This window comes from Bradyrhizobium cenepequi, from assembly GCF_020329485.1.
Taxonomy (GTDB): Bacteria; Pseudomonadota; Alphaproteobacteria; order Rhizobiales; family Xanthobacteraceae; genus Bradyrhizobium; species Bradyrhizobium cenepequi.
The window spans coordinates 32,895-54,555 of the sequence record NZ_JAGKJI010000045.1 but is presented as its reverse complement, the minus strand read 5'-3'; the positions used below and the strand labels follow the sequence as shown (position 1 = coordinate 54,555).

Genomic DNA, 21,661 nt, shown 5'->3' with positions numbered 1-21,661 from the left:
CCGAGGTCGAGGCGATCAGCGCGCCGTTCTGTTCGATCGTGCGGCCCGCCAGCGTGATGTCGCCCTGCGCGCTGGAAACCATGCCGTCATTGCGGACCAGTCCCGCGAGACTCCCGGCACGAAACACTGGCGCGATCTCGTTGCCGCGGGTGGTCGATGCGACGTTCTGGTCGGTGCCATAGCCGCGCCGCAGCACGAAGTCATCGCCTGCGGCAAACTGGGCCTGGCCGTTGGGCGTCGTGATCGCGCCGGCATTGACGACCTGCCCGCCCATCAGCAGCACGAACCCGCCGCCGGACGTGACGGACGCCGGTGCATGCGCCTGGATCTGCGCCCCCGCCTCGACACTGACGACACCACCCCCGGAACCATTGCCGAGCAGCGCGGCCGCATCGGTGAAGCTCGGGGTCCAGGTCGAGCCGGTCTGGGTCGAATAGATGCCGCGCAGGAACTGGTCGTTCGAGATCTTCGCGGTCGAGGCGATCAGCGCGCCGACATTGACCTGGCTGCCGCCGCCAAAGATGATGCCGTTCGGATTGATCAGATAGACCTGCCCGTCCGCCTTGATCGCGCCCAGGATCTGGCTCGGCGCCCCGCTCGCCGTGATCCGGTTCAGCGCCACCCAGTCGGCATTGCCCTGCTGGTTGAAATTGACCGAGGTCTGCGCGCCGACATTGAACGTCTGCCAGTTCAGGATCGCCCGCGGCGCGGTCTGCTGGATGCCGACGACGGTCTGGCCGCCGCTTGCGGCCTCCGTCGGCGCATTGGCCCCGCTCCACCCCGCGGCCATGTCCGGCATCAGGCCGCCCGGCGTCAGCCCGTTCGGAATATTGAGGTTCAACCGCGCGGAATGCGGCACACCCTGCGCCGCCGCGCGCGCCGCATCCTGCAAGCTCCGGATCGCCTGCAACGCCTGCGTCGCGCGGGTGAGCGATTGCTTGACCTGCTGGGTCGCTTGTGCCGCCCGCTGCGCGTTGGAGACCGCATCGTTGGTCGCCGTCAGCGGCGCGCTCACCGAGTTACCGCCGAGCGGACGGGCCATCGCATCCGGATTCGAGAAGAACAGCGCCATCGCGCTCACACCAGCGAGCAAGGTCGCGCGATCGAGGTACCGCCGCGCCCGTGGCACCTGGGCCAAATGACCTGAAGAAACCGTCGTCACTAAGGCCCGATGTGTCATGGATGCGTCTTCCAGAAAGTCGAATGTGAAGCGAATGTTGAATTGTGGACGGCGAGGTTCAGCTAGATGCGCTGTGTGTCATGGAAGCAACCGGATCGAACGCATTGCGGGCAGGGACTCTCAATCACGAGCGTCATGCGAAGGCAGGTCTTCAACTGCGAAAGGCGCGGAAGCATCATCATCGTCCTGGTCCGGCTGCGTCTAAGCGTGGGGACGACGAGCCAAGCCAAGGTTTGGCCGCAGCGAAGTCATCCCTACTCTCTGGACGAGATGACCCACCCGAAGCGGAACTAACTTTTTACGATTTCTCTGAAGCCGCATCGGGGTCCGAATCACATCTGCTTCCTGGGACCGCGATCATCAGCAGCAGGCGGGACCACAGCGGATCGTCACCCAACCAAGACAAGCCCACCGGGTAACATCTTGACCGGCGCCTTGAAGACCTGGGAAATCTGCCCGATCACCGTATCAAGCCGTTTGATCTCGAACCGCGCAGTGACCAGACGCTGCCCCAGTGAAGAATCGATCAGGACGATCCGGCCCGGGCGATAGCGGTTGACCTCGTCGATGACATTGGCAAGTGGCGCGTTGCGGAAGACCAGCATCCCATCGCGCCAAGCCGTGAGAACTGCCAAATCTGCCGGGACGACGTCTCCGATACCGCCTTGGTCGTAGGCAATTCGCTGGCCGGCCTGGAGTGTTGCGCTAAAGCCGCTGCATTCGACCGACACTTCGCCGTCGATGCAGGCGACCTCGACATTGCCGTCGCGCCGACGGACGTTGAAAGTTCCGCGATAGCTGCTTGTGCGGCCTTCGCCCGCCAGGACAACGAAAGGCCGCGGCACGACGTGGGCGATGGCGACTGCGGTTTCACCGGAGATCAGCTCAATCGCCGCCTCTCGTCCACCGCCATGCACGGCGATGCTGGTGCGCGTGTTCAACTCGATCGAAACTGTCTCGGCAAGGGTCACCTGTTGCTGCTCGCCGGTCCCGGTACGGTAGTCGGCTGTCAGTTCTGCAATGGACGGCCACAAATCAAGCGGCGGCCTAGCCAACATCACACCGGCCATTGCGGCCGCGATGGCACTTCCGCCAGCGAGAACCGCGCGGCGGCTCGGGTGGAAGACGGCTCGCCTGCGGCTTGGATCGTCTTTCACGAACTCAGCTACAGGCTTTTCCAGCGCACGCCAGACGTCCCCGGCGCGCGTCAAGGCTGCGGCATGCGCGGGACTCGTGTCACGCCAGCGCCGCAAGCCGGCGAGATCCTGCTGCGTGGCGTCGCCCAGGCTGATGCGCGACAGCCAGTCCAATGCCTCGCGGGTCAATCTGTCCTGCTCGGGCTCAGGCTGAGTCATGGTCCCGTGACCGCGTGATGACAATATTCCCTTCTATACAGACGACAGGAGAGCCGCAAACCGGCACCGTTTTGTCAGATTTTTTTTGCAAGGCGAGATTCGCAGTGTTCGAGCGCAGTTTGCAGTTCTCTTCGCACAAAGCGCGCAGAGATCTTGAAGCGTTTGGCGATTTCATCCTGGGTCAGCCTCTCGTAGCGGACGGCAATCAGGATTTCGCGCTGTCGCGGGGTAAGCTCCTCCAAGGCGCGCTTTAGCGCCTCGACTGCCAGGCGGCTCTCGACAATTCGGTCCGGCCCCGGATTCTCATCGATGAGTGCATAGAGCGCGTCGATATCGACGCGTCCGGCACGTCGATGTTCGGTGCGCCAGCGGTCGCGCGCCAGGTTGACCGCACTTGTGAGCAGATAGGTGTTCGGATTCTGCAATGCGCCTGCGCTGTCTGAACGGTCCAAACGCAGATAGAGTTCATGCAGCGTCTCTTGCGCGGCGTCGGACGAGCCGAGCCGTCGCGTCAGGCGCTGCCGGAAATGATCATAGCGCTCGACCAGCAATTGCCGCAGCGTCTGCCAACTGGTTTCCTCGTCCTGGCGACTCATGATGCAGCCACGGCATGGCGACTGACCACGGGACGCCTGTGCCGCGAAAGGCTCATCATCATGGCCGCGTGTTCTCGCACCCGCCGTGCGAGCCTTCCGGACCGGCTCTCAGGACGATGGTGATCGGCTGTGGCATCCCGGACGGGGGCGCTTGTCCAAATGCGAGGCGCTGCACAACATCGATGATTATTGCATCGCGCCGATTCGCACCGGTCGAACTGAGAAGATGCGGATTCTCGATCCGGCCCGAAGTCGCGACCCAAAACTGCATCGCGAGACGAAATGCTCCGGGCTTGGTTTCGGGATTTTGGCAAAGAGCCGAGAGCACGGCCGCCTGGACGGTGCCGAGGAAGCGATCGTAGTTCGCGACAATCAGGTTTGATCTTGCCGTTGTCCGGATCGGCGTCAAGGTGAAGGCGCGCTCGCCGGTGTAACTGAGTTCGAGGCCAGTTCCCGCCAGCAGTTGCTGTAACGCGGCCTCCCGCGTGAACATGCCCTTCACGGCGCTGGAACGACGCCCCGTTGTCAGCGTCGTCTCATAGAGGACCTGCATGCGGCTCCGCTCTCCAAACGCCTCAAGCGCCGTCTCCAGAGATTGCGCCGGGATATCGAAGACGAGTTCGGCGTTGTCGGCCGGATTCTGCGCCTGAACCGCCCCTGCGGTAACGATTAGAGCCGCGATCAAAAGCACGGCGACCAATAATCTGGAAAACATCAACGCGTCCAGCGGCTGTGTGCGGTCCCCGCTCATAAGCATTCATGCTCGGTGGAGAATACACCTGTGCCGCCCTTCCATTTAAGTCAGGGTGGCAATGTCGGTCCGCGAGACCCAACGATACGCCTAGCTGAGGACCAACAATCCTGCCTGCCTGCGCGCAACCCTTCCCAGCATGCGCGACGCTATATTTGCAATATTGCAATTTGACGACAGGCCGCTTTGCTGATTGGCTTGCCGCTGCGGTCAGCGGCTCACGGCGGATGGCAAGCCGCCGCGATGGCCCCGTGATGGCCGCCGATCGCGCGGAGAGGATGGAAATCATGCTGCGGGTTGCACGCCAAAATCCTTGGGCCTAAGCATCAGATCGGACAACGTGTACTTGTCAAGCACTGCATTGAATGCATCCAGCCCCTCGTGGAAGATGCCGCGCAGCCGGCAGCTGCGTGTGATGATGCATTGGTTGCCCGTTGCAAAGCATTCGACCAGCGCGAAATCGGGTTCGGTGGCGCGGACGACATCGCCCAGGCGTATCTTGCGCGGAGGCTTTGCCAACGTCAGCCCGCCGGAGCGTCCGCGCACGGCCTTCAGGAAACCGGCCCGCGTCAGGGTATTCGTAATCTTCATCAGGTGCGCGCGCGAGATCCTGTAGACCTCGGACACTTCCTCGATGGTGATCAGACGGTCTTGATGGGCCGCCGCATACATCAGCAGTCTGAGCGCGTAGTCGGTAAAATTCGTCAGTCGCATACGGATCCCAAATTGACTAACCGGCGGCGCGGAGAGAACTAAAGGTATACATGGCCTCGATGTTTTGCAAATTGCAGCGCTTCCGTTTGCAGCCCCGACCGGCTGGCGATGCGGCCCCCTCCGCGAGATCAATCACAGCTTGCGCACGAGGTGATGCAACAAGGCGTTAAAGCGCCTCTCATCCTTTGCCGCGGTTCGGGCGAGGATGACGCAGACCTTGCCGGCGATGCGGCAGGCTGCGTCCACCTCGCCGGCGTCGGCAAGCTTCTGCAAGGCATCGAGCAACAGCAAGTTGATCTGCTCGTGCGGCGAGACGAGGGGAGCCAGCGCGGAGTAATCGAGACCGGGACCGGCTGGCGCCTGCATCATCGCCCGACTCCCAGATAGTCCTTCGCCGTCTGGCTCATCATGTCCGGGGTCCATGGGGGATCATAGGTGAGCTGGACGTCGGCCCAATGAACCCCGGCCACGGACTGCGCCGCTTCGCCGGCACCGTCCCGGAGATAGTTGGTCGCGGGGCAGCCTCTCGTCGTCGTGGTCATCGAGATCCGGGCCACACCGTCCTCCTCGACGGCAATGTCGTAGACGAGCCCGATATCGACGATATTGAAGCCGATCTCAGGATCGATCACGTCGCGAAGCGCCGTGCGCACCCGCTCGACCAGATCGCTGGCGTCAGTCATTTGGCCGCCTCCCTTTCGGCTGCCCTGCGTATCAGGAGCTTGTACATCGTCCCATCCGCCTCGAACGCGCCCAGCCATTCGAGCCCTCGCTTGCCGAGTTCCGGCAACAGGAGCACAGGCTCGCGGCACAGAAGAGCGCACAACACTTCGCCGGGGCGCAATTCTTCGACGGCCGCAAGCGTGCGCACCATCGGCTCCGGTGGCTCGAGATCGCGGTTGTCAAGCTGATGCACGGGCTCGGGCCATGCTGAAGCCGCGGCGCCGTCGTGTGTCGGCTGAGCGTTTGCCGCTTGAGCCTGCGGCGTGAACAGCACTTCCCAATCGCCCTCGCCGATCTCTCGCGCGGCATGGTCGAATCCCTTCTTGCCCAGCACGGTGTAGAGCGGCACCGGCTCGAATGTCGCCAGCAACCGGAGCGCCTGTCCAGCGCTCAGGCCATTGACGGCCTGCATGATGGCCGAGAAGGGCTCGCCTCCGGAGCGCAGAATCGGCCGCACGTCGAGTTCGTAGGAAGCTTGCGTCATTTGTCAGTCCTCCATTCTTGCGGACGTTACAGAATTGGCAGATGCAACTGCGGAGATGCGCGATAGCCCTCAGGCAACATCGCCTCCAGCACCGCGGCCAGATTGCGGGTCAGAACGAGTTCGAAGCATATTCTCGCCGTGGCGATGAGCACGGCGAACGCCGCCCCGGAACACCAGAGACGCCGCCAGAGATGCGGCCCCGACAAGCCGAACATGACTTCCCCTTGAAATTGGACGGGAGCGAAGCGACATCGCCTCGCTACCGTGAGCCTGGTGCCGTTCAGGCCGCCTTGGTGAGTTTTCCGATCTCCACGCGCCATACGGAGGGACCGCTCTCGACATAGGTCCAGGAGAACTGCTTGGGATATTCAGCCTCCAATTGGTAGTAGAGCGGCTTCGGGTCGTGATCGTTCACGAGAATGAACGAGCGGCCGATCGCAAGTTCGTTGACGAGCTGAAAAATCTTCTGGTGGCGCTGAGCCGGTGGGAGCTCACGCACGTCGATGATCGAAGTGTTGGCGCTGGACATTCCTAAACGTCTCCTTTGGTCGCTCCAAGATTCGGTCGATTGCCGCCGGCGACCTCGGCGGCGGTTCGAAGATCAGTTGACTCACCGAGGGCTTCAGCTCCCTGCGGGTTCGGGCTGAAGTGCTCGGAGAACTTGTTGGGGACGCCGTTCCAGACGTCGGCATCCGGTGGCGGCGCGCTCTTTGCGACGATGTTTGGCCAGAGCTCTGCGTACTTGCGATTGAGGCCGAGCCAATGCGAGTCGGGCGGGACATCGCTATCCGGGAAGATGGCCTCGGCCGGGCATTCCGGAACGCAAACGCCGCAATCGATGCACTCATCGGGGTGGATGACGAGCATGTTCTCGCCGACATAGAAGCAGTCGACGGGGCACACTTCGACGCAATCCATGTACTTGCATTTGATGCAGTTATCCGTGACGACGTGGGTCATCAGCCTGCCTTTTCGCCAGCGCTCTGGCGTCCGTATAAGATATATTTTTAATGTCTCTTTTTTGCGCGGCTAAATGCAATACGAAATATATATCTTTTTAGTCGGGTCGCCTGGCTCGAGACTTGCTGTATTCCAGGCATCTGGGCTTCTGCGCGCATGTGCCACCAAGCCAGCATAACAATCGAGTTATCCCAGAATGCGCAGATATTCTCGTCATTGGGGCAGTCGCCGACAATGCCCGCATGCTAGCTTCTCGCACTCCTCGCGATGATCGCGGGGTGCAACGAGACGGCAGTGCCAAAGTCGGTCGAAGCCGCGCGTGCCAGGGAAGAAAGCATGGGCAAGAAGATCTGTTGCCAATCTTTGGGCTGAACGTTTGGCGTCCTACGGCATCAAACGTTTCTTCGGTGTTCCCCGGGGGCGATTGCAGCCTGGACATTGTCCAGGCGGCGGCCGACCACGGCATAGACTTCGTCCTCGCACGCACCGAGCCGGCGGCGAGCATCATGGCCGCGACAACCGGCGAGCTCACCGGAACTCCTGGTGTCGTTATGACCTCGCGCGGCCCCGGCATCGCAAACGCCATGAACGGCGTCGCCTATGCCACGCTGGACCGCGCGCCGCTCATGGTCCTCGCCGACGCTTATGACGGCACCAACGACCACGTCTCACACCAGCGCTTCGACCAGGCAGCGGCTTCCGTGATGGCGATGAACAACATCTATTATCGCTTCGTGCACCTTGCCTCCAACAAGGAATACGGAACGATGCCGGCGCGCCTGCGCATGAACGTTATCGGTAATCCTGGCATCGACAAGGCCGATTTCGAGTTGTGGTCGCTGGCGGTTTCAGTCATCAACGGCTGTGGTGCCTGTATCGACGCCCATGAGAAGGCGCTGCAAGAGGCCGCTGTAACGTCGAGCGTGATCCAGACCGCGGTACGCTTTGCCGCCATCATCCAGTCGGTGGCGGTCGCGATCGAAGCCGGCGCATCGACCATGCCGATGGCCGCCGAATAGAGGCATCGGCAGGATGCCGCCGGAGATCGCCGGCGGCATCTCCTGGATCAGCCGAACTTGAACAGCGCGCTATATCGCGCGGATGCGCGGCTTGACCACCTCTGGCGATTGCAAATCGAAAGGGCCGACCTGCAAGGCGGCCCTTTCGATTTTGGCAGCTCATTTGTGGGCTGGAACACACGAACAACCTCAGCGGACGCGATCCCTGCCGCTTCTCGAACCTATGTTCGCTGGACAAGCGAATGCAGCGCCTTAACCGCGGCCTCGCGGCTCTCCACAGGGATGAACAGGCTGACCGAATGCGGCGACAACACGTAGTTGTCAGGGACAATCCCGTGATGTCCGAGAACCTGCAACGCCGTGAACGGCAATTCCGACGAGACGCCGCCGAAGCAGGTGAGACTCACCGAGCTTGAAGCCTCCCGCTGCTTGCGCAGATCTTTGGCGTGCTCCAGCGTGCGCAACAGGGCGTCGAGCCACTCTGAATCACAGGCCACGGTCATGCTGGTTTTTCCCGCAGTGAAGCTCGAGGCAAGGAGCTGCGGCCAGGACAGGCTGTTTTGCTTGAGATGCTGCGCGAATTTCTCGAAACCGTGATTGAGATCTTTGGAATCGACTTCCACATGTTCAATGCGAGCCATCGAGTTGACGGCCAGAACCTTTCCGTTTTCCATGCCTGCAACCTCTTTCACCACTTCCGTGCTGTGTTCAACGCCACCCCACTGCTTGAGAACCAGAGGCACATCCTGACTTTGCGCCAGCTCTAAGCTGCGAAAATGCAGGATCTTTGCACCCCAGAAGCACATTTCGGAGAGGGATGCAAAATCCACTCGCCGCAGGGGCTTTGCATCCGGCACGACGCGCGGATCGGCCGAACAAATTCCGTCGACCTCTTTGATGATTTCACAGCGTTCGGCTTTCAGGGCCGCGGCGATCGCAACGGCCGTGGTGTCGCTGCCGCCCCGGCCGAGCGTGGTGATTTCCCTGGTCACCGGATTCACGCCCTGAAATCCTGCCAGCACCACAACGCGCCCACGATCAAGTTCCTCACGCACGCGAATGGGCCGTACATCCAGAATGCGAGCCGAGGAATGGGAGTCGTCGGTCATCACGCCGGCCTGGCTGCCGGTGAAGCTGATCGCTGATACGCCGAGGTCGGAAAGCGCCATGCTCATCAGGGACATGCTGATGCGCTCGCCGGTCGTTAGCAGCATGTCGAGTTCACGGCGATTGGGAGCAGGGCTTACCTGATAAGCCATCTGGATCAATTGGTCGGTGGTCTTGCCCATCGCGGAGACGATCGCCACGACACGATAGCCGCGGCCATGCAGGTCGGCGAGACTGCGCGCAACCGCGCGAATTTTCTCCGGTGTTTCAAGACAGACACCGCCGTATTTTTGCACGATGATGGGATGATTGCTCATTTAACCTCGGTGGGAAGCCTCGCTCATCGAACCGACACCGCCTATCCATGTGCCGACGACTTCAAAGTTCGGATTGAAGGCGACAAGGTCCGCGCGGTATCCGGGCGCGATCCGTCCAAGGTCGGACTCAAGACCGAGAAATGCCGCTGGAGTCCGAGAGGCCATGATGAGGGCATCGACCAGGGAGATTCCGAGCAGCGAAACAGCGTTGCGCACTGCCTCGATCATGGTGAGGTGAGCGCCCGCGAGTGTGCCATCCGGGCCAGTCAGGCGATTTTCGTGCAGCGTGATCTGCCTTCCTTGCAGCATGAATTGCCGGTCGTTCGTGCCCGCCAATGGCATGGCATCGGTGACCAGCATCAACCGATCGCGTCCCTTGCAGCGAAAGGCAACACGCAAACCGGCGCGGTCAACGTGGATGCCGTCGCAGATGATCCCTGCAAACAGCCGGTCATCCACAAGCGCGGCGCCCACCAAGCCCGGCTCCCGGGCGTTCAACTGGGACATGGCATTGAACAGATGGGTCACCCCCGAGACACCGCGATCGACGGCCTGCCCGATTTCGGCTGCGGTGGCGTCGCTGTGGCCAGCCGCGATATGCAATCCGGCGGTGATCAATTCATCGATCATGGACGCAGGCACGCATTCCGGGGCCAAGGTCACAATGGAGCGGCCGCGGCCCCCAAAACTCTTGATCGCAGCGAGATCCCGCCGATTGGGTATACGTATCTCGGCCTCCGGATGAATGCCCTTGCGAGACCTGTTGAGAGCCGGCCCTTCCAGATGAAACCCGAGCACGCCGGGAATCTTCAAACAAGCCTCGGCGACTGCAGCCAATCGCTCGATGACCTCGCGGCGATCGGTGATGAGGGTCGGCAAGCAGCCCGTGGTCCCCTCCTTGCGGTGCGCCTCAACAATGCGTCGAACACCAGCCTCTGTCGGTTGGTCGTTGAGAAGCACGCCCCCGCCTCCGTTCACCTGGACGTCGATGAGTCCGGGTGCAAGGATCGCATCTGCGGGAAGGTGGATAGAAGCGCGCGCCTCCGCCCCGCCGGAGGTGATGCTTTCAATCCGCTCCTGCGATATCCTGACCGAACCCGGCCCGCGCATATCGGCACCATCAAATATCTGCTGCGCGGCAATCGAGAGTGAGACAGAAGACCCAGCGTGGCCCATCAGTACTGATCCAAGAATGGCAGTCACGGACTCGTGAGGCGAGCCCTGTACAAGACTTCATATGTACACGAAGGGGCTTTTGGGAGGACCCGGAGCGAAACCCTCGCGTTAACTTTCCATGGGAACAAAAGGTACCACATATCTCGGCATTGATGGCGGCGGAACCCGCTGCCGCGCCCGGATTGAGGACGAAAACGGCAGGGTACTCGGTGAAGCGAACTCGGGACCGGCCACGACGCGGATCGGCTTCGAGAACGCCTGGCGGTCCATCATGGAGGCTACCGAAACGGCAGCCGCACAGGCCGGACTGACCCGCGAGGATTTCGCGCGGATGCGCGCCGGAATTGGTCTTGCCGGTCTTGGCCGCCGGGGCGCGGAAGCGGCGCTCAACAAGATTGCGCATCCCTTTGCATCCGTCATCTTCATCAGCGACGGCCTGGCGGCCTGTCTCGGCGCCCATGGCGGCGCGGACGGGGCCATAGTGGTAGCCGGCACAGGCTCGGTAGGTGTCGGCCTGATCGACGGCCGCGAAATCCGTCTCGCCGGCTACGGCTTTCCCGTGTCCGACGAAGGCAGCGGCGCCGACATCGGCCTGCAGGTTGTTCGACTGGCGCTGCGGGCCGCGGATCGCCGCGGCGAGCTGACCCCATTGCTTTCAGAAGTGCTGGGCGCGTTCGATCATGATCCTTATCAGGCGGTGGCTTGGTCTGAGGAAGCCAGGGCCACAGACTATGCTGCGTTCGCGCCGATCGTGATGCGGCACGCCAATCACGGCGATCCGGTTGGCCGTCGCATTATCGAACGCGCGGCCGATGCCATTGGCGATCTGCTCGATCTGTTCCTGGCCCGAGGGATTGACCGGCTCTCGCTGGTGGGTGGACTCGCGGATGCCATTACGCCTTGGCTGACGCCTGATCTGCGCGCCCGCCTGAAGTGTCCTGACGCCGACGCGGCGGCCGGCGCGTTACTGGTGGCGCGAGGGCGGCTTGACCTGCCCAAGAGAGAAACTGATCATGAACAGGCTCCAGAGTTCCGCGCTTGATGGCACATGGATCAACTATATGGCCACCGAAGACGTCGATCCCCGTTTTGCCGATCTTGATGCATGGCCGCTGACGTCAGCGATGGAAGCGATGTGGGAGGGCCAGCTTGCGGCAGTCGCGGCGATCGGCCACGCGCTCCCCGCGATCACTGCGGCGACCGAAGCGGCCAAGGCGGCGCTGGGCGATCACGGACGCATTGTGTATGTCGGTGCCGGCACCTCGGGCCGCGTGGCGGTCCAGGATGGCGCCGAGCTGATGCCGACCTTCGCCTGGCCCAACGAGCGCGTCCGCTTCATCGTCGCCGGCGGAGACAGCGCGTTCGTCAGCAGCATCGAGGGCGCGGAGGACAATGTCGATGATGCGGTCACCCAGATCAATGCCGCGCGGCTCACACCGCACGACGTGGTGATCGCTGTTGCCGCCAGCGGGACAACGCCATTCACGGTCGCGGCGCTGCAGCAGGCTGGCTCTTTCGGTGCAGTGACGATCGGTGTCGCCAACAATCCCGGCACCGCACTGCTGGCATCGGCAAAGTTTCCGATCCTGATCGAGACCGGCCGCGAGCTGATTGCCGGCTCCACGCGGATGAAGGCGGGCACCGCGCAGAAGGTTGTGCTAAACCTGATATCATCGGGGATCATGCTGCGCCTTGGCCGGGTGTATCGCGGCATGATGGTGAACATGCAGCCGACCAATGCCAAGCTGAAGCGGCGTGCCGAGGCCATGGTGGCGCAAATCGCGCACTGTGATCCGTCGCACGCGGCACGCTCGCTTGAGCAGGCCGAGGGAGACATCAAGTTGGCAGGCCTCCTGGCTTTGGGTGTCGATAGGGTTGATGCGGAGACTATGCTGAAAAGCTGTGACGGCAACCTTCGGCGCGTGTTTGCCGAGCTCGCCAAGGATCTCGCCAAGGATCGTGACCGGCATCCCGAGGGAGCGGCGTCACGCAAGCAGGGCGGAGCGGTTGAGCCGTGACAACATCCGCGATGGCGAGCGAAATCGGGGAAAGCGCGGATGTTGTCGCCAACATCGTTCGTAACCGTCACGCCACGCGCGACGTCGCACAGCGAATTGGGATTGGCTCCGCTCCCCTGTGCGTCGTGTGCGGCCGGGGAAGCTCTGGGCATGCTGCGGTTTTCTTAAGATATCTTGTCGAGACGCGGCTTCGCCTTCCCGTCTCAGCCAGCGCTCCTTCGGTGATCACGGCATTTCGCACGCCCTTGATGCTGCGCCATGCGTTGTTCATCGTGATCTCGCAATCCGGGCGCAGTCCGGATCTTGTCGCAGCGACGAGGTCGGCGCGCGCCGCGGGCGCCCGCACCATCGCCATCGTCAATGCGACCTCCTCGCCAGTGGCTGACGAAGCGGAGTTCGTCGTTCCGATCGAAGCAGGCAGCGAGCACTCTGTAGCGGCGACCAAGACCGTGATCGGCTCGATGGCCGCCAGCGCCGGACTTGTTGCCGAGCTGGCGGAAGATCGTGCGCTGCGGTCAGCCCTCGACAGGCTGCCTGAGCGCCTGCACCGCGCGCTGGCGCTCGACTGGTCCGAGGTTGCCGATGATCTCGCCAAGGCATCAGCCGTGTTTGTGGCGGCGCGGGGCCTGGGCCTGGGTTCGGCGCGGGAGATCGCGCTCAAACTCTCGGAAATCCTGCGCCTGCCTTCCATCGGTCTGAGCGCCGCCGAGCTGCAGCATGGGCCGCGGGCCGCGCTATCATCGCGCACGCCGGTTGTGATGATGCGCCTCATGGATGAAACGGCGGCTATGGTGGACGCGCTTGCAGACGAATTGCGCGAGCAAGATATCGCGCTGCATCTTTGCGGCGGACCGCGTGGCTCGCTGCCCTGGTTGGCCGAGGATGACCCCGCCACCGACCCGATCACCATGCTCGTTCCAGCCTATCGGATGATCGAGCAGACGGCGCGCGCCTGCGGATTTGACCCGGATCGTCCTCCTCGCCTGAGCAAGATCACCGAGACATTTTGACAGCTGACTAATCGCTGGGTGGCAATCGCAAGCTGGAGCGCCGCCGCACCAGTTTCACGCCGGAAACGACCTCGCCGAAACGTAACAAACGCGTCTCGCGCGCAAGCCGATCATGATCCAGGCTAGAATCCGAATGGTTTTGCCGGATTGTGCACGAGGATCTTTTCCAACGTCGCTTCATCAGGCGCATACTTGTACATGAGCTCGAGCAGATCGGCGGCGTTGGGTGGCTGCACGATCGAAACCGGATGCGGCCAGTCGGTGGCCCAGACGCAGCGGTCCGGCGCGGCCACGATATAGGTGCGTGCGATGGGGATGACATCGTCCCAAGGCGGATCGGCTTTTGAGGTCTTCTCCCCGAGCGACAGCATGACCCAGAAATTGCCCTTCGACAGCAGCTCGAGCATCTTCCGCAGATTCGGATCGTCCTTGCTACATTGGATCGCTTGCTCGCCGCAATTGATCCATCAGTTTGCTCGCCAGGCATCGAGCGCATGTGCGATAAATATTCCTATGCTCAACGCGATCAGAATAGCGACTGAAACACCGATCATCGGCTTCGTCTCCTGCTGCGCAACAATTCGGGATGTTCCAGCTACGATGACGGATTTTAGGACGACTAGAGCTGCTCCGAACTGAGAAACCATCGATCGCGCTTCGCTCCTGCCAATATGGTAAGCGCCAAAATGCCGCTAGCTCGGCATTGATTTCAGAAGCGCCGCTATTCCGAACCCCAAGCAGATCAGCACGATGCGCGCATGAAGCGACTGCGCAGAGTTGATCCGGCGCCAATGCGGGTATTCGTTGCCGTAGGTCGGTCCTAGGATATAGATGAGCGCCACAAGAAGCACCAAAAGTGCCAACCCCACGGTAGCGATCATGCTATTATCATCCGGATCCTATAATACTCCATGGACCGTTTAAGAGGACGCCGACACGCCGTCTTGTCAGGAAAGCCCTGACAGGTCAGCGAGTCTTGCTGGTGGGTGATCACCCAACCGCCTATCACAATTGTTCTTCCTCCGCTTCTGACAGGCTTTTCCTGACATTTCTAACGTCGCGCTCCCTTTATGATGACTGGAGCTAATATCGGAGCAAAAACATCCCCGTGCTGGGCCGTGTTCAGCGAAGGACCTTGCCAGATCCGGCCGACGCAAACGCCGGAGCCAACACCTCCTTGTCAGTCGGATACCTTACGCTTCGGCTCATGCTCTCCCTTCCACGAGAATGCTGGCGATCGCTCTGCATCGAAACGGCCCAGGGTCTTTTGAAGCAACCTCGGCTCCCACACAACAAACTGTCACGAAGTCTGGCCGGCGTGTTGATCGCACTAGGTAAGCGCACGTGAAGAAGCTTGCTGATCTCGCACTCACATTTGTATTCGTTTCGTGCACCGCGGCATTCGTTGCCTATTCCCTGGCGTACATCGCTCACTACGAGTTTGGAATACCAAGCGCCGCGCTCAGGAGCCAAGCTCTAACGTCGGCGATCATTATTCTAGGGTTGGTGACAATTGAATTGCTTGCGACGAGGAAAAGGTAGCGACGTTCAATACACAACCTGGGGGCTATGAAATGTTCAGCGGCAAAAGAAGTGAGAATCGACCTTTGGCCTACTGCGAGCCGTGTTCGGAGAGAACGCCGCACCGTTACGAACGGATAGGTGTAAACGGCCAGCTGACGTCGAAAGCAATCTGCCTGATCTGCAATAACGACTCTCGGGCCGAGGACGTTCAGCAGAAGTTGAACGGTTCGCTCGCCTGAATCGATGCGATCAACAAGTCCCAGGGCGGACCTTTTGCTGCCGACGCATCTGCTCGAAAACGACATCTGAGCCATGTGGAGGTGGTCATCGAAGCCAAGGAGTCGGCCAAGTCTCCTGCACCGTTGGCTAGACGACGCATCTCTAGGTCTTAGCTATCAGTTGATGGTCTGCCGCCCAGTCTGAAAGGTTGTTCCTGATGCTTTGTCGGGAAGACCGGATAAAAGCTACTAGAGTGCCCGGATTACCAGCCCAAGGATCGTATTCTCAAGGAAGTCGATCCGCAGCGTTCGGTCGAAATGCGTTATTCAGTTGGGCGCAATAAGCCAGCCGTGGCTGACCCCAAAGCGAACGATATCCGCGCGGCTGCGGAGCCCCTTCTTTTCAGACGCACGCGCCTTGTAGGTCTCAACACTTTTGATGCTAACCCCTAGCTGCCCGGCGATCTGCTTGTTGCTGAGTCCCTGAGCCACAAGCCTGAGTACGTCCTCTTCGCGCCGGCTGAGTTTCCCGTCATCAGCGCCAGCTGCGGAAGGCGGATGAAGAACGGTCACCGACGTCTTCTCGGCTATTGCAGGATCAAGATAGGTGTCGCCCTGCTTCACGATTCGGATCGCGCGTAGCAATTCGTCCCCAGCCGACCGTTTCAAGAGATAGCCCCTGGCCCCCGCCTCGAAGACGGGATGGACGTAAGCACGATCTTCGTGAACGGTGAGCACAACGATTTTCACCTCTGGGCAGTGTTTGCTCACCTTGCGCGCAAGTTCCATGCCGCTCATGTCCGGTAGCGAAAGATCGATTACGGCGATATCAGGAGAGCATTCGCAAATGATCTTTAGACCCGCTGCAGCGGTATTCGCTTCGCCGACAAGCTCGACCTCAGGCGCCACCTGTAGAAGGGCCCTGATCCCGGCGAGCACAACGGGATGATCATCAACCAGGCTGATGCGAATGGGTGTCATCTGTTTCGCCGTCTGGCTCCTCCAACGGTATGTTCACAAAGATCGTGCTCCCTCTCCCTGGAGCAGATTCCACGGCGATAGTGCCGCCCAGAAGCGCTACCCGTTCTCTCATACCAGAGAGCCCCAGACCCGAGACCTCGCCGCCGTCTGGCCGCACCCGGTCGTCCGGATCAAAACCAACTCCATCGTCCTCAAGAACGAGCACAAACACTTCCAACTTCCGCTCAAGTATGATGCTGACTTTGCTTGCGTGGGCATGCTTGAGAACGTTGGTCAGCCCTTCCTGCACGATCCGGTATAGTACGACTGCGGCGTCAAGCGGTAATGGATTGTCTTGCCCAAACGTCTGCATATCGACATCGATATCATAGCGCTCCTGCCATTCCGCGACGTAGGCTCCGATAGCCTTGAAAAGGCCCAGATCATCGATGGCTGTTGGCCGCAGGTCCGAAGCAGAGCGATGAATGTCACGACCGATCTGGATGGCAAGCTCCTGAAGCCAGCGCACTTGCTCGCCTGCCACACTTAAATCTTTTCCTTGGGCCAATCCTTGTTCAAGCGCCTTTAGTCCAAGCGACAGTCCTGTTACCGTTTGTCCAACTTGATCGTGCAATTCGCGGGAAATCCGCCGCTGCTCCTCTTCCTGAGCTGATGCCAACCGCCGCAGCAAATGGGATCTCTCGGTCTCCGCGCGCTTGAGGACGTCGATATCGGCCAATACTCCGTGAATTACACGACGGTGATTGGATTGCCCCTCAGCCCTTCCGGCAGCCCGTAGCCAATACTCACCGCGATTCTGTGTCCGAATGGGAAACTCGACGCTGCTTGATTTGCCGCTTTCAAGGCAAGTCGTGGCGAACGACGACAGAGCAGATCGATACGATGACTCCACCAGTGCAAAAACTTCATCTGCAGACCACTTCGTTGCACCGGATGCAGCGCCAGGCAACCCAAGCAGCATACAAAAGCGATTGCAGCCGTTGAACTCGTTTGCGGCCAGATCCCAGCGCCACGTACCGAGTTCCGCGGCATCAATGGCCAATGCGCCCCGTTTTTCACTGTCCAGCAGCGCGGCAGCCGAGCGGAGCGCCTCGAGATGGCGTCGCTGGGCGATTTCCCGCGCGATCACCAATCCAAGGGCGAGTGCCAATGCCAAGCTCGCGGTCGTTCCTCCGATCAACAGGCGCAGGGAGCGAGATACGGGCGCATTAAGCTCCGATACAGGCACCCCCACATGCACCGACCAGCCGTCAGTGCCAGCCAACGCGCGATGGACGGTTTCAACGTCGAGCCCCTCACTGGTCTTGGTGCGCAACGAATTGGATTTGCCGCGAGCAATAGCTTCCTGTACGGCAGGCGTCTTGGCATCTCCGCTCGCAAGTTCGTTGTCTGGAGTGCGGGCGACAATTCTTTCCTTTGCATCAACGACCGTTCCCGCCCACCCGGCGGGCAATCCGGCTTCCCCCAAGATCGTGCTGATCTGGTCAGGCAGGAGGCCGATGGTCAGCACGTAGCGAAGCTCGCCATCCCGGATAACGGGGATACGCAAAGCCACCAGCCTTTTGCCGATTGCAGGCTGGTAGGCGCCGAGTCCTCCCAAGACGGGCTTGCGGGCGCGGAGGACAGCATTAAAGCTGTCCATATCCGTTACCGGGCCGAGAGGATCACCAAGCGGCCGCAACACGTTAAGGACCTGCTCCAGATCCGGTTTCGTCAGCGACGCTGTTTCCCACAAGGGACGGTCGGCGACTAGCCGCGTCGCCTCCTGGTAAAAGTCATTCAGGTTACCACGGTCAAGCGCAGTCGAGTTCGCAAGCGTCTTGGCAACCAGCATTTCTCTGGAAATCTCTCCTTCAATTCGGTGCGCGACTTGCGTGAGAGCTTCTGTGGCCACCTGGCGTGCGTAACTGCGCTCACGGTCAGCCGTAATATACGCCATCCATCCCCCGAGCAGAAGCACCGGAATAGCCGCACTCAGAGCAAGCGCGATGAACAGCCAAACAGCCTGCTTGCCGCCGCCTTTAGAAAATCGCTCGACGACATTCATATGTTCGCGTGCATCCTCTCTCGCATCAGATTCAACAATGATGGGCACTCATCTGCAAGCTTCCTGGCCTGTCTTAGTTCAGAGTTTGTCTTGCCAAGGATCATATCCGCGGCTGCTCTGTCAGGAAAATCCTGACGTTGAAACCGACGGTCTTCCTCTCAGGTCAAAATCCGTCGATAACAACGCAGACAACACCATAGGAATTGGCGACAGAAGCTCTGTTCTGTCTACGATGCTGACCACAAGCACTACTGCACGATGGAGGCCGGTTCGACTCGCTGCTTAAGACGATGTTCATAACATGTGACCGAGGTTGAGCTGCAAGCTCGAACTCCGTCCGAACATCTGAACCGGTCACCTTTTGTCGCACTCAACGCTACGAGTTCCGAAGCGCCACTTCTTCCGGCGCTTGATCCTCTCAGCCATCGTCCTGGGTCTGCACACGGCCCACGCATCCGCATCGGATGTCGGACAGACGACCGGCCTTCCGCTACCTCGCTTCGCTTCTGTAAAGGCCGCGCCTGCGAACGTGCGTCTGGGACCGGGTATCGACTACCCTCTTAAATGGACGTTCGTCGGCCAGGAGGTTCCGGTCGAGATAACTGCCGAATTCGAACATTGGCGGCGAATCCGCGATTGGGAGGGGCAGGAGGGATGGATGTTGGGCGCCTTGCTTTCCGGCAAAAAGACGGCACTGGTCGCTCCATGGCATAGAGCCAAGCCGGTCTCGCTGCGCGCCAGTCCGGCCGCAGACGCACCGATTGTCGCAATCGTGCAGCAGAACGTGCTGGTTCACATCGACCGGTGCGACGGACGCTGGTGCCGCGTGCGCGTCAAGGGACGAAGAGGATATATCCGTCAAACAAAATTGTGGGGCGCGTATCCAGGCGAAAAATTCTAGTCCCATCCACTTTCACCGGCCCCTATCGCAGCAGGGACTTTGATGGCCAGATGATTCATATCCGCATTGCGCAAATTTCGCTCGTGACCGGCGCAGTTCTGTTCGGCTCTCACGCGATTGGTGCGCCAAATGACGAGAAGCAGCGCGATATTGAGGTGTCTGACGGCGGCAAGCTCGCGGCCAAACCGCGTACGGGCGGTGCGACTGCGCCGGAGGAGCACCTTGCGGCGAATCTGCGCAAGATCCAGCAGCGTTCCCCTGTGTCACCTTCTCACCCGAACCAAACGGCTGCTCCAACAGCCCCTGACGCGATCGGCCGCTTTCTTTCGTCGATGGCACGGACATCCGCAGCTTCACCCCTGGGTATGCCGTCCCGCGCGGAGATCCAAACGATCAAAGATGCGATCCGTTTGGCGCGTCGAGGCAAAATAAACGCGGCGGCAGATCGGCGCGACCAGGTTCATGACACCATCGGCAAGGGACTCGTGGAGTGGGTGACGCTGCGCTCCGGTGATATCGGCAACGAAGCGATGAGTTCGGCCCGTTACGCCGTGTTCGTGCGCGCCCACCCATCCTGGCCCAGTATCAATTTATTTCGGCGACGTGCAGAGGTCCGGCTTTGGATCGAGCGGAGCGAGCCCAGCGTCGTCTTCGCGTTCTTCTCCGGGCAAGAGCCGCTCAGCGCGCTTGGTAAGCTCGCTATCGCCCGCGCGCACCTGACCCGTGGCAATCGACGCGCGGCACAAGAATACGCCCGCTCCGCCTGGCACGACGGCAACTTCTCCGCTCAGCTCGAAGAGCAGGTGCTCGCGACCTTTGGGCCGCTCCTGACAACGGCCGATCACAGGGCACGCATGAGTTCTCGGCTTTATGCCAATGATCTCGATGGTGCAATGCGCGCGGCAAGTCGCCTCGGAGCGACCGCGATGGCCATCGTGAAGGCGCGTGCGGCCGTTAACCACAAGGCGGGCAATGCGCATACGCTGCTCAACGCCGTGCCGATGGCCGCGCGTGCCGACCCCGCCTATATGTTCACTCGCATTCAATGGTTGCGCCGCGGCGGCCACGTTGGCGAGGCCGCCGCACTGATGCTGTCGGTCTCTCGCGATCCCGGCGCAATCCGCGATCCCGATGCGTGGTGGACCGAGCGCCGCATCCTGGTCCGCAAGCTGCTTGACGACGGCAAGGTCCGCCTCGCCTACCGGATCGCCAGCGAGGCCGTCCTCCCGTCCAAGGAATCCCTGCGCGTCGACCAACTGTTCACCGCAGGATGGATTGCACTTCGGTTTCTCAACGACCCACATACGGCAGCGCAGCACTTCGCTCGCATGCCGCAGATCACAACGCATCCGACATCGCTCGCCCGCGCCGGCTATTGGCTCGGACGAGCGGCCGAAGCCGCCGGCCACAGTCGCGAGGCACGCCGCTATTACGAGGGAGCGGCGCGGCACTCCGCGGCCTATTACGGACAGCTTGCAGGCGCGCGTCTCGGTCAGCGCAAGATCGCGTTACGCCGGCCGCCGAAGTTGAATGACACGCAGCGCGCGACCTTGCGCAATATCGATCTGGTCCGAGCCGTCGAGCTTCTTTACGCAACCGGCAATCAGGACTTGGTCATTCCGTTCGTCGCCGACCTCGATCGCATCGACGATGTCGGCGTGCTGACGCTGATCGCTGAAACAACCGCGAGATACAGGGATGCACGTGCCATGCTGACGCTGGGTAAGAACGCGCTGGTGCGCGGTCTTGCTTTTGATCCTTATGCCTTTCCCCGGTTCGGCCTGCCTAAATATGTTGCGGTTGGACCGAAGGCACCCCTAAGTCTTGTCTACGCCCTCGCGCGGGCGGAAAGCGCCTTCAATGCGAGGGTGGTTTCGTCCGCCAACGCCCATGGATTGATGCAGGTGACGCCCCAGACAGGGCAAACCATCGCCCGCCGGCTGGGCACCAAATTCGAGCCCAAGCGACTCCTGAGCGATCCTAGCTATAACGTGCAACTAGGTTCGGCGGAAATCGCCGATCTCGTCAACACATACGACGGCAACCATGTCCTAGCGTTTGTCGGCTATAATGCCGGACGCGGGCGCGCCAGGGAGTGGATCGCGCTCTATGGAGATCCGCGCGATCCGAATGTGGACGCGGTAGACTGGGTCGAACGCATTCCGTTTGTGGAGACACGAACCTACGTGCAACGGGTGATGGAAAACCTGCAAGTCTATCGATCACGCTTCAGTGAGTCCGCGCGCCTGACCATCGAAGCTGATATGCGCGGAGGCAACGGATAGCCTCGGTGCCCTTGGGTCCGCAGTGCAGTTGGGAACGATCCCTGCCCGATTCAACGGTCGCATGGACAGTCTCGGCGCAGGCCTATTGAGCAGCGTGCCGTCCTGGCCGACACTGTAGCCGGCAAGTGAGTCCGCACGGTTGCCTGGCCCGCTGGAGAGGAACTGCTTCCTCCGCAAAGTGTTGGGCCATGTCTTCCGCAGCGAGTGTTGGAGCACAGCCAAGGGAACCAACCACGATTCCAAAGCGGGCTGGGAACTGCGCCGAAATGGGCCTGGGCCGCGACCAGCAGTGGGA

General features: G+C 61.0%; 22 protein-coding genes and 1 pseudogene. 6 read left to right on the top strand and 17 right to left on the bottom strand.

Going from position 1 to position 21,661, the window contains the following annotated elements; genetic code table 11:
- From J6497_RS32180 to fdxA, 11 genes and pseudogenes are all read right to left on the bottom strand, one after another.
- Nucleotides 1-1,180, bottom strand: a 1,180-nt coding sequence (locus J6497_RS32180) for a two-partner secretion domain-containing protein (protein WP_225708240.1), incomplete at its 3' end; no start/stop codon positions are given.
- 389 nt (nucleotides 1,181-1,569) lie between these two features.
- Nucleotides 1,570-2,505: a FecR family protein gene (locus tag J6497_RS32175; RefSeq protein WP_225708239.1), complete on the bottom strand. Its 936-nt coding sequence runs from the start codon at nucleotides 2,503-2,505 to the stop codon at nucleotides 1,570-1,572.
- 104 nt (nucleotides 2,506-2,609) lie between these two features.
- Nucleotides 2,610-3,086 carry an RNA polymerase sigma factor gene (locus tag J6497_RS32170; protein ID WP_249793843.1) on the bottom strand — a complete coding sequence of 159 codons (477 nt, stop codon included), beginning with the start codon at nucleotides 3,084-3,086 and terminating at the stop codon, nucleotides 2,610-2,612.
- Nucleotides 3,087-3,189: 103 nt separating this feature from the next.
- The gene (locus J6497_RS32165) at nucleotides 3,190-3,846 is read right to left on the bottom strand and encodes a secretin and TonB N-terminal domain-containing protein (RefSeq protein WP_225708237.1); all 657 of its coding nucleotides are present in this window, start codon (nucleotides 3,844-3,846) and stop codon (nucleotides 3,190-3,192) included.
- A gap of 321 nt (nucleotides 3,847-4,167) precedes the next feature.
- The gene (locus tag J6497_RS32160) at nucleotides 4,168-4,596 is read right to left on the bottom strand and encodes an RrF2 family transcriptional regulator (protein ID WP_225708236.1); all 429 of its coding nucleotides are present in this window, start codon (nucleotides 4,594-4,596) and stop codon (nucleotides 4,168-4,170) included.
- A 132-nt stretch (nucleotides 4,597-4,728) separates the two neighbouring features.
- On the bottom strand, nucleotides 4,729-4,965 hold the full coding sequence (locus J6497_RS32155) for a hypothetical protein (protein WP_225708235.1): 237 nt from the start codon (nucleotides 4,963-4,965) through the stop codon (nucleotides 4,729-4,731).
- Nucleotides 4,962-5,279 (bottom strand): metal-sulfur cluster assembly factor, encoded by a 318-nt coding sequence (locus J6497_RS32150; protein ID WP_225708234.1) that lies wholly within the window; start codon nucleotides 5,277-5,279, stop codon nucleotides 4,962-4,964. Before J6497_RS32150 ends, J6497_RS32155 begins: the two co-directional genes overlap by 4 nt.
- A complete protein-coding gene (locus tag J6497_RS32145) occupies nucleotides 5,276-5,803 on the bottom strand; it encodes a DUF2249 domain-containing protein (RefSeq protein WP_225708233.1) in 528 nt (175 codons plus the stop codon). Before J6497_RS32145 ends, J6497_RS32150 begins: the two co-directional genes overlap by 4 nt.
- A gap of 26 nt (nucleotides 5,804-5,829) precedes the next feature.
- Nucleotides 5,830-6,018 (bottom strand): hypothetical protein, encoded by a 189-nt coding sequence (locus tag J6497_RS32140; RefSeq protein WP_225708232.1) that lies wholly within the window; start codon nucleotides 6,016-6,018, stop codon nucleotides 5,830-5,832.
- Nucleotides 6,019-6,083: 65 nt separating this feature from the next.
- The gene (locus tag J6497_RS32135; protein WP_225708231.1) at nucleotides 6,084-6,332 is read right to left on the bottom strand and encodes a DUF2249 domain-containing protein; all 249 of its coding nucleotides are present in this window, start codon (nucleotides 6,330-6,332) and stop codon (nucleotides 6,084-6,086) included.
- A 104-nt stretch (nucleotides 6,333-6,436) separates the two neighbouring features.
- Nucleotides 6,437-6,763 (bottom strand): annotated as a pseudogene (gene fdxA, locus J6497_RS32130) (ferredoxin FdxA); the annotation flags it as partial.
- Between the two features lie 242 nt (nucleotides 6,764-7,005).
- Here fdxA and J6497_RS42215 point away from each other — a divergent pair.
- Nucleotides 7,006-7,782 carry a thiamine pyrophosphate-binding protein gene (locus J6497_RS42215; protein ID WP_225708244.1) on the top strand — a complete coding sequence of 259 codons (777 nt, stop codon included), beginning with the start codon at nucleotides 7,006-7,008 and terminating at the stop codon, nucleotides 7,780-7,782.
- A gap of 221 nt (nucleotides 7,783-8,003) precedes the next feature.
- Here the strand turns inward: J6497_RS42215 and J6497_RS32120 are convergent, their stop codons facing one another.
- Together J6497_RS32120 and nagA are read right to left on the bottom strand one after the other, a co-directional pair.
- Nucleotides 8,004-9,206, bottom strand: coding sequence for an aspartate kinase (locus J6497_RS32120; protein WP_225708230.1), 1,203 nt, complete (start codon nucleotides 9,204-9,206; stop codon nucleotides 8,004-8,006).
- Nucleotides 9,207-10,382, bottom strand: a complete 1,176-nt coding sequence (nagA, locus tag J6497_RS32115; protein WP_225708229.1) for an N-acetylglucosamine-6-phosphate deacetylase — start codon at nucleotides 10,380-10,382, stop codon at nucleotides 9,207-9,209.
- A gap of 118 nt (nucleotides 10,383-10,500) precedes the next feature.
- On the opposite strand from nagA, the gene J6497_RS32110 reads away from it, so the two are divergent.
- The 3 genes from J6497_RS32110 to J6497_RS32100 are packed head-to-tail and all read left to right on the top strand — an operon-like array spanning nucleotide 10,501 to nucleotide 13,410.
- Entirely contained in the window at nucleotides 10,501-11,424 is a 924-nt protein-coding gene (locus tag J6497_RS32110; protein WP_225708228.1) for a glucosamine kinase nucleotide-binding domain-containing protein, read from the top strand.
- 19 nt (nucleotides 11,425-11,443) lie between these two features.
- Entirely contained in the window at nucleotides 11,444-12,400 is a 957-nt protein-coding gene (locus J6497_RS32105) for an N-acetylmuramic acid 6-phosphate etherase (protein WP_225708243.1), read from the top strand.
- Between the two features lie 11 nt (nucleotides 12,401-12,411).
- A complete protein-coding gene (locus J6497_RS32100; protein WP_225708242.1) occupies nucleotides 12,412-13,410 on the top strand; it encodes an SIS domain-containing protein in 999 nt (332 codons plus the stop codon).
- A gap of 122 nt (nucleotides 13,411-13,532) precedes the next feature.
- Here the strand turns inward: J6497_RS32100 and J6497_RS32095 are convergent, their stop codons facing one another.
- The 4 genes from J6497_RS32095 to J6497_RS41695 all read right to left on the bottom strand — a co-directional run bounded on the left by J6497_RS32095 (nucleotide 13,533) and on the right by J6497_RS41695 (nucleotide 18,228).
- Entirely contained in the window at nucleotides 13,533-13,874 is a 342-nt protein-coding gene (locus tag J6497_RS32095) for an amidohydrolase family protein (RefSeq protein ID WP_376708303.1), read from the bottom strand.
- A 228-nt stretch (nucleotides 13,875-14,102) separates the two neighbouring features.
- On the bottom strand, nucleotides 14,103-14,291 hold the full coding sequence (locus J6497_RS32090; RefSeq protein WP_225708227.1) for a hypothetical protein: 189 nt from the start codon (nucleotides 14,289-14,291) through the stop codon (nucleotides 14,103-14,105).
- Nucleotides 14,292-15,479: 1,188 nt separating this feature from the next.
- Nucleotides 15,480-16,133, bottom strand: a complete 654-nt coding sequence (locus J6497_RS32085) for a response regulator (protein WP_225708226.1) — start codon at nucleotides 16,131-16,133, stop codon at nucleotides 15,480-15,482.
- Complete coding sequence (locus J6497_RS41695; protein ID WP_225708225.1) at nucleotides 16,105-18,228, bottom strand: sensor histidine kinase; 2,124 nt, start codon at nucleotides 18,226-18,228, stop codon at nucleotides 16,105-16,107. Before J6497_RS41695 ends, J6497_RS32085 begins: the two co-directional genes overlap by 29 nt.
- A gap of 313 nt (nucleotides 18,229-18,541) precedes the next feature.
- Here J6497_RS41695 and J6497_RS42210 point away from each other — a divergent pair, with 313 nt between their 5' ends.
- Both J6497_RS42210 and J6497_RS32070 read left to right on the top strand, forming a co-directional pair.
- Complete coding sequence (locus J6497_RS42210; RefSeq protein WP_376708301.1) at nucleotides 18,542-19,081, top strand: SH3 domain-containing protein; 540 nt, start codon at nucleotides 18,542-18,544, stop codon at nucleotides 19,079-19,081.
- On the top strand, nucleotides 19,000-21,366 hold the full coding sequence (locus tag J6497_RS32070) for a lytic transglycosylase domain-containing protein (protein WP_225708223.1): 2,367 nt from the start codon (nucleotides 19,000-19,002) through the stop codon (nucleotides 21,364-21,366). Before J6497_RS42210 ends, J6497_RS32070 begins: the two co-directional genes overlap by 82 nt.
- Nucleotides 21,367-21,661: the final 295 nt, after the last annotated feature.

What these genes read in the sequence shown, in the direction of transcription:
- J6497_RS32140 (WP_225708232.1), bottom strand. Translation starts at nt 6,018, where the DNA reads ATGTTCGGCTTGTCGGGGCCGCATCTCTGGCGGCGTCTCTGGTGTTCC.
- J6497_RS32085 (WP_225708226.1), bottom strand. Translation starts at nt 16,133, where the DNA reads ATGACACCCATTCGCATCAGCCTGGTTGATGATCATCCCGTTGTGCTC.
- J6497_RS32120 (WP_225708230.1), bottom strand. Translation starts at nt 9,206, where the DNA reads ATGAGCAATCATCCCATCATCGTGCAAAAATACGGCGGTGTCTGTCTT.
- J6497_RS42215 (WP_225708244.1), top strand. Translation starts at nt 7,006, where the DNA reads ATGCTAGCTTCTCGCACTCCTCGCGATGATCGCGGGGTGCAACGAGAC.
- J6497_RS32135 (WP_225708231.1), bottom strand. Translation starts at nt 6,332, where the DNA reads ATGTCCAGCGCCAACACTTCGATCATCGACGTGCGTGAGCTCCCACCG.
- nagA (WP_225708229.1), bottom strand. Translation starts at nt 10,382, where the DNA reads ATGGGCCACGCTGGGTCTTCTGTCTCACTCTCGATTGCCGCGCAGCAG.
- J6497_RS32090 (WP_225708227.1), bottom strand. Translation starts at nt 14,291, where the DNA reads ATGATCGCTACCGTGGGGTTGGCACTTTTGGTGCTTCTTGTGGCGCTC.
- J6497_RS32155 (WP_225708235.1), bottom strand. Translation starts at nt 4,965, where the DNA reads ATGATGCAGGCGCCAGCCGGTCCCGGTCTCGATTACTCCGCGCTGGCT.
- J6497_RS32105 (WP_225708243.1), top strand. Translation starts at nt 11,444, where the DNA reads ATGGCCACCGAAGACGTCGATCCCCGTTTTGCCGATCTTGATGCATGG.
- J6497_RS32110 (WP_225708228.1), top strand. Translation starts at nt 10,501, where the DNA reads ATGGGAACAAAAGGTACCACATATCTCGGCATTGATGGCGGCGGAACC.
- J6497_RS32165 (WP_225708237.1), bottom strand. Translation starts at nt 3,846, where the DNA reads ATGTTTTCCAGATTATTGGTCGCCGTGCTTTTGATCGCGGCTCTAATC.
- J6497_RS32145 (WP_225708233.1), bottom strand. Translation starts at nt 5,803, where the DNA reads ATGACGCAAGCTTCCTACGAACTCGACGTGCGGCCGATTCTGCGCTCC.
- J6497_RS32150 (WP_225708234.1), bottom strand. Translation starts at nt 5,279, where the DNA reads ATGACTGACGCCAGCGATCTGGTCGAGCGGGTGCGCACGGCGCTTCGC.
- J6497_RS32100 (WP_225708242.1), top strand. Translation starts at nt 12,412, where the DNA reads ATGGCGAGCGAAATCGGGGAAAGCGCGGATGTTGTCGCCAACATCGTT.
- J6497_RS32160 (WP_225708236.1), bottom strand. Translation starts at nt 4,596, where the DNA reads ATGCGACTGACGAATTTTACCGACTACGCGCTCAGACTGCTGATGTAT.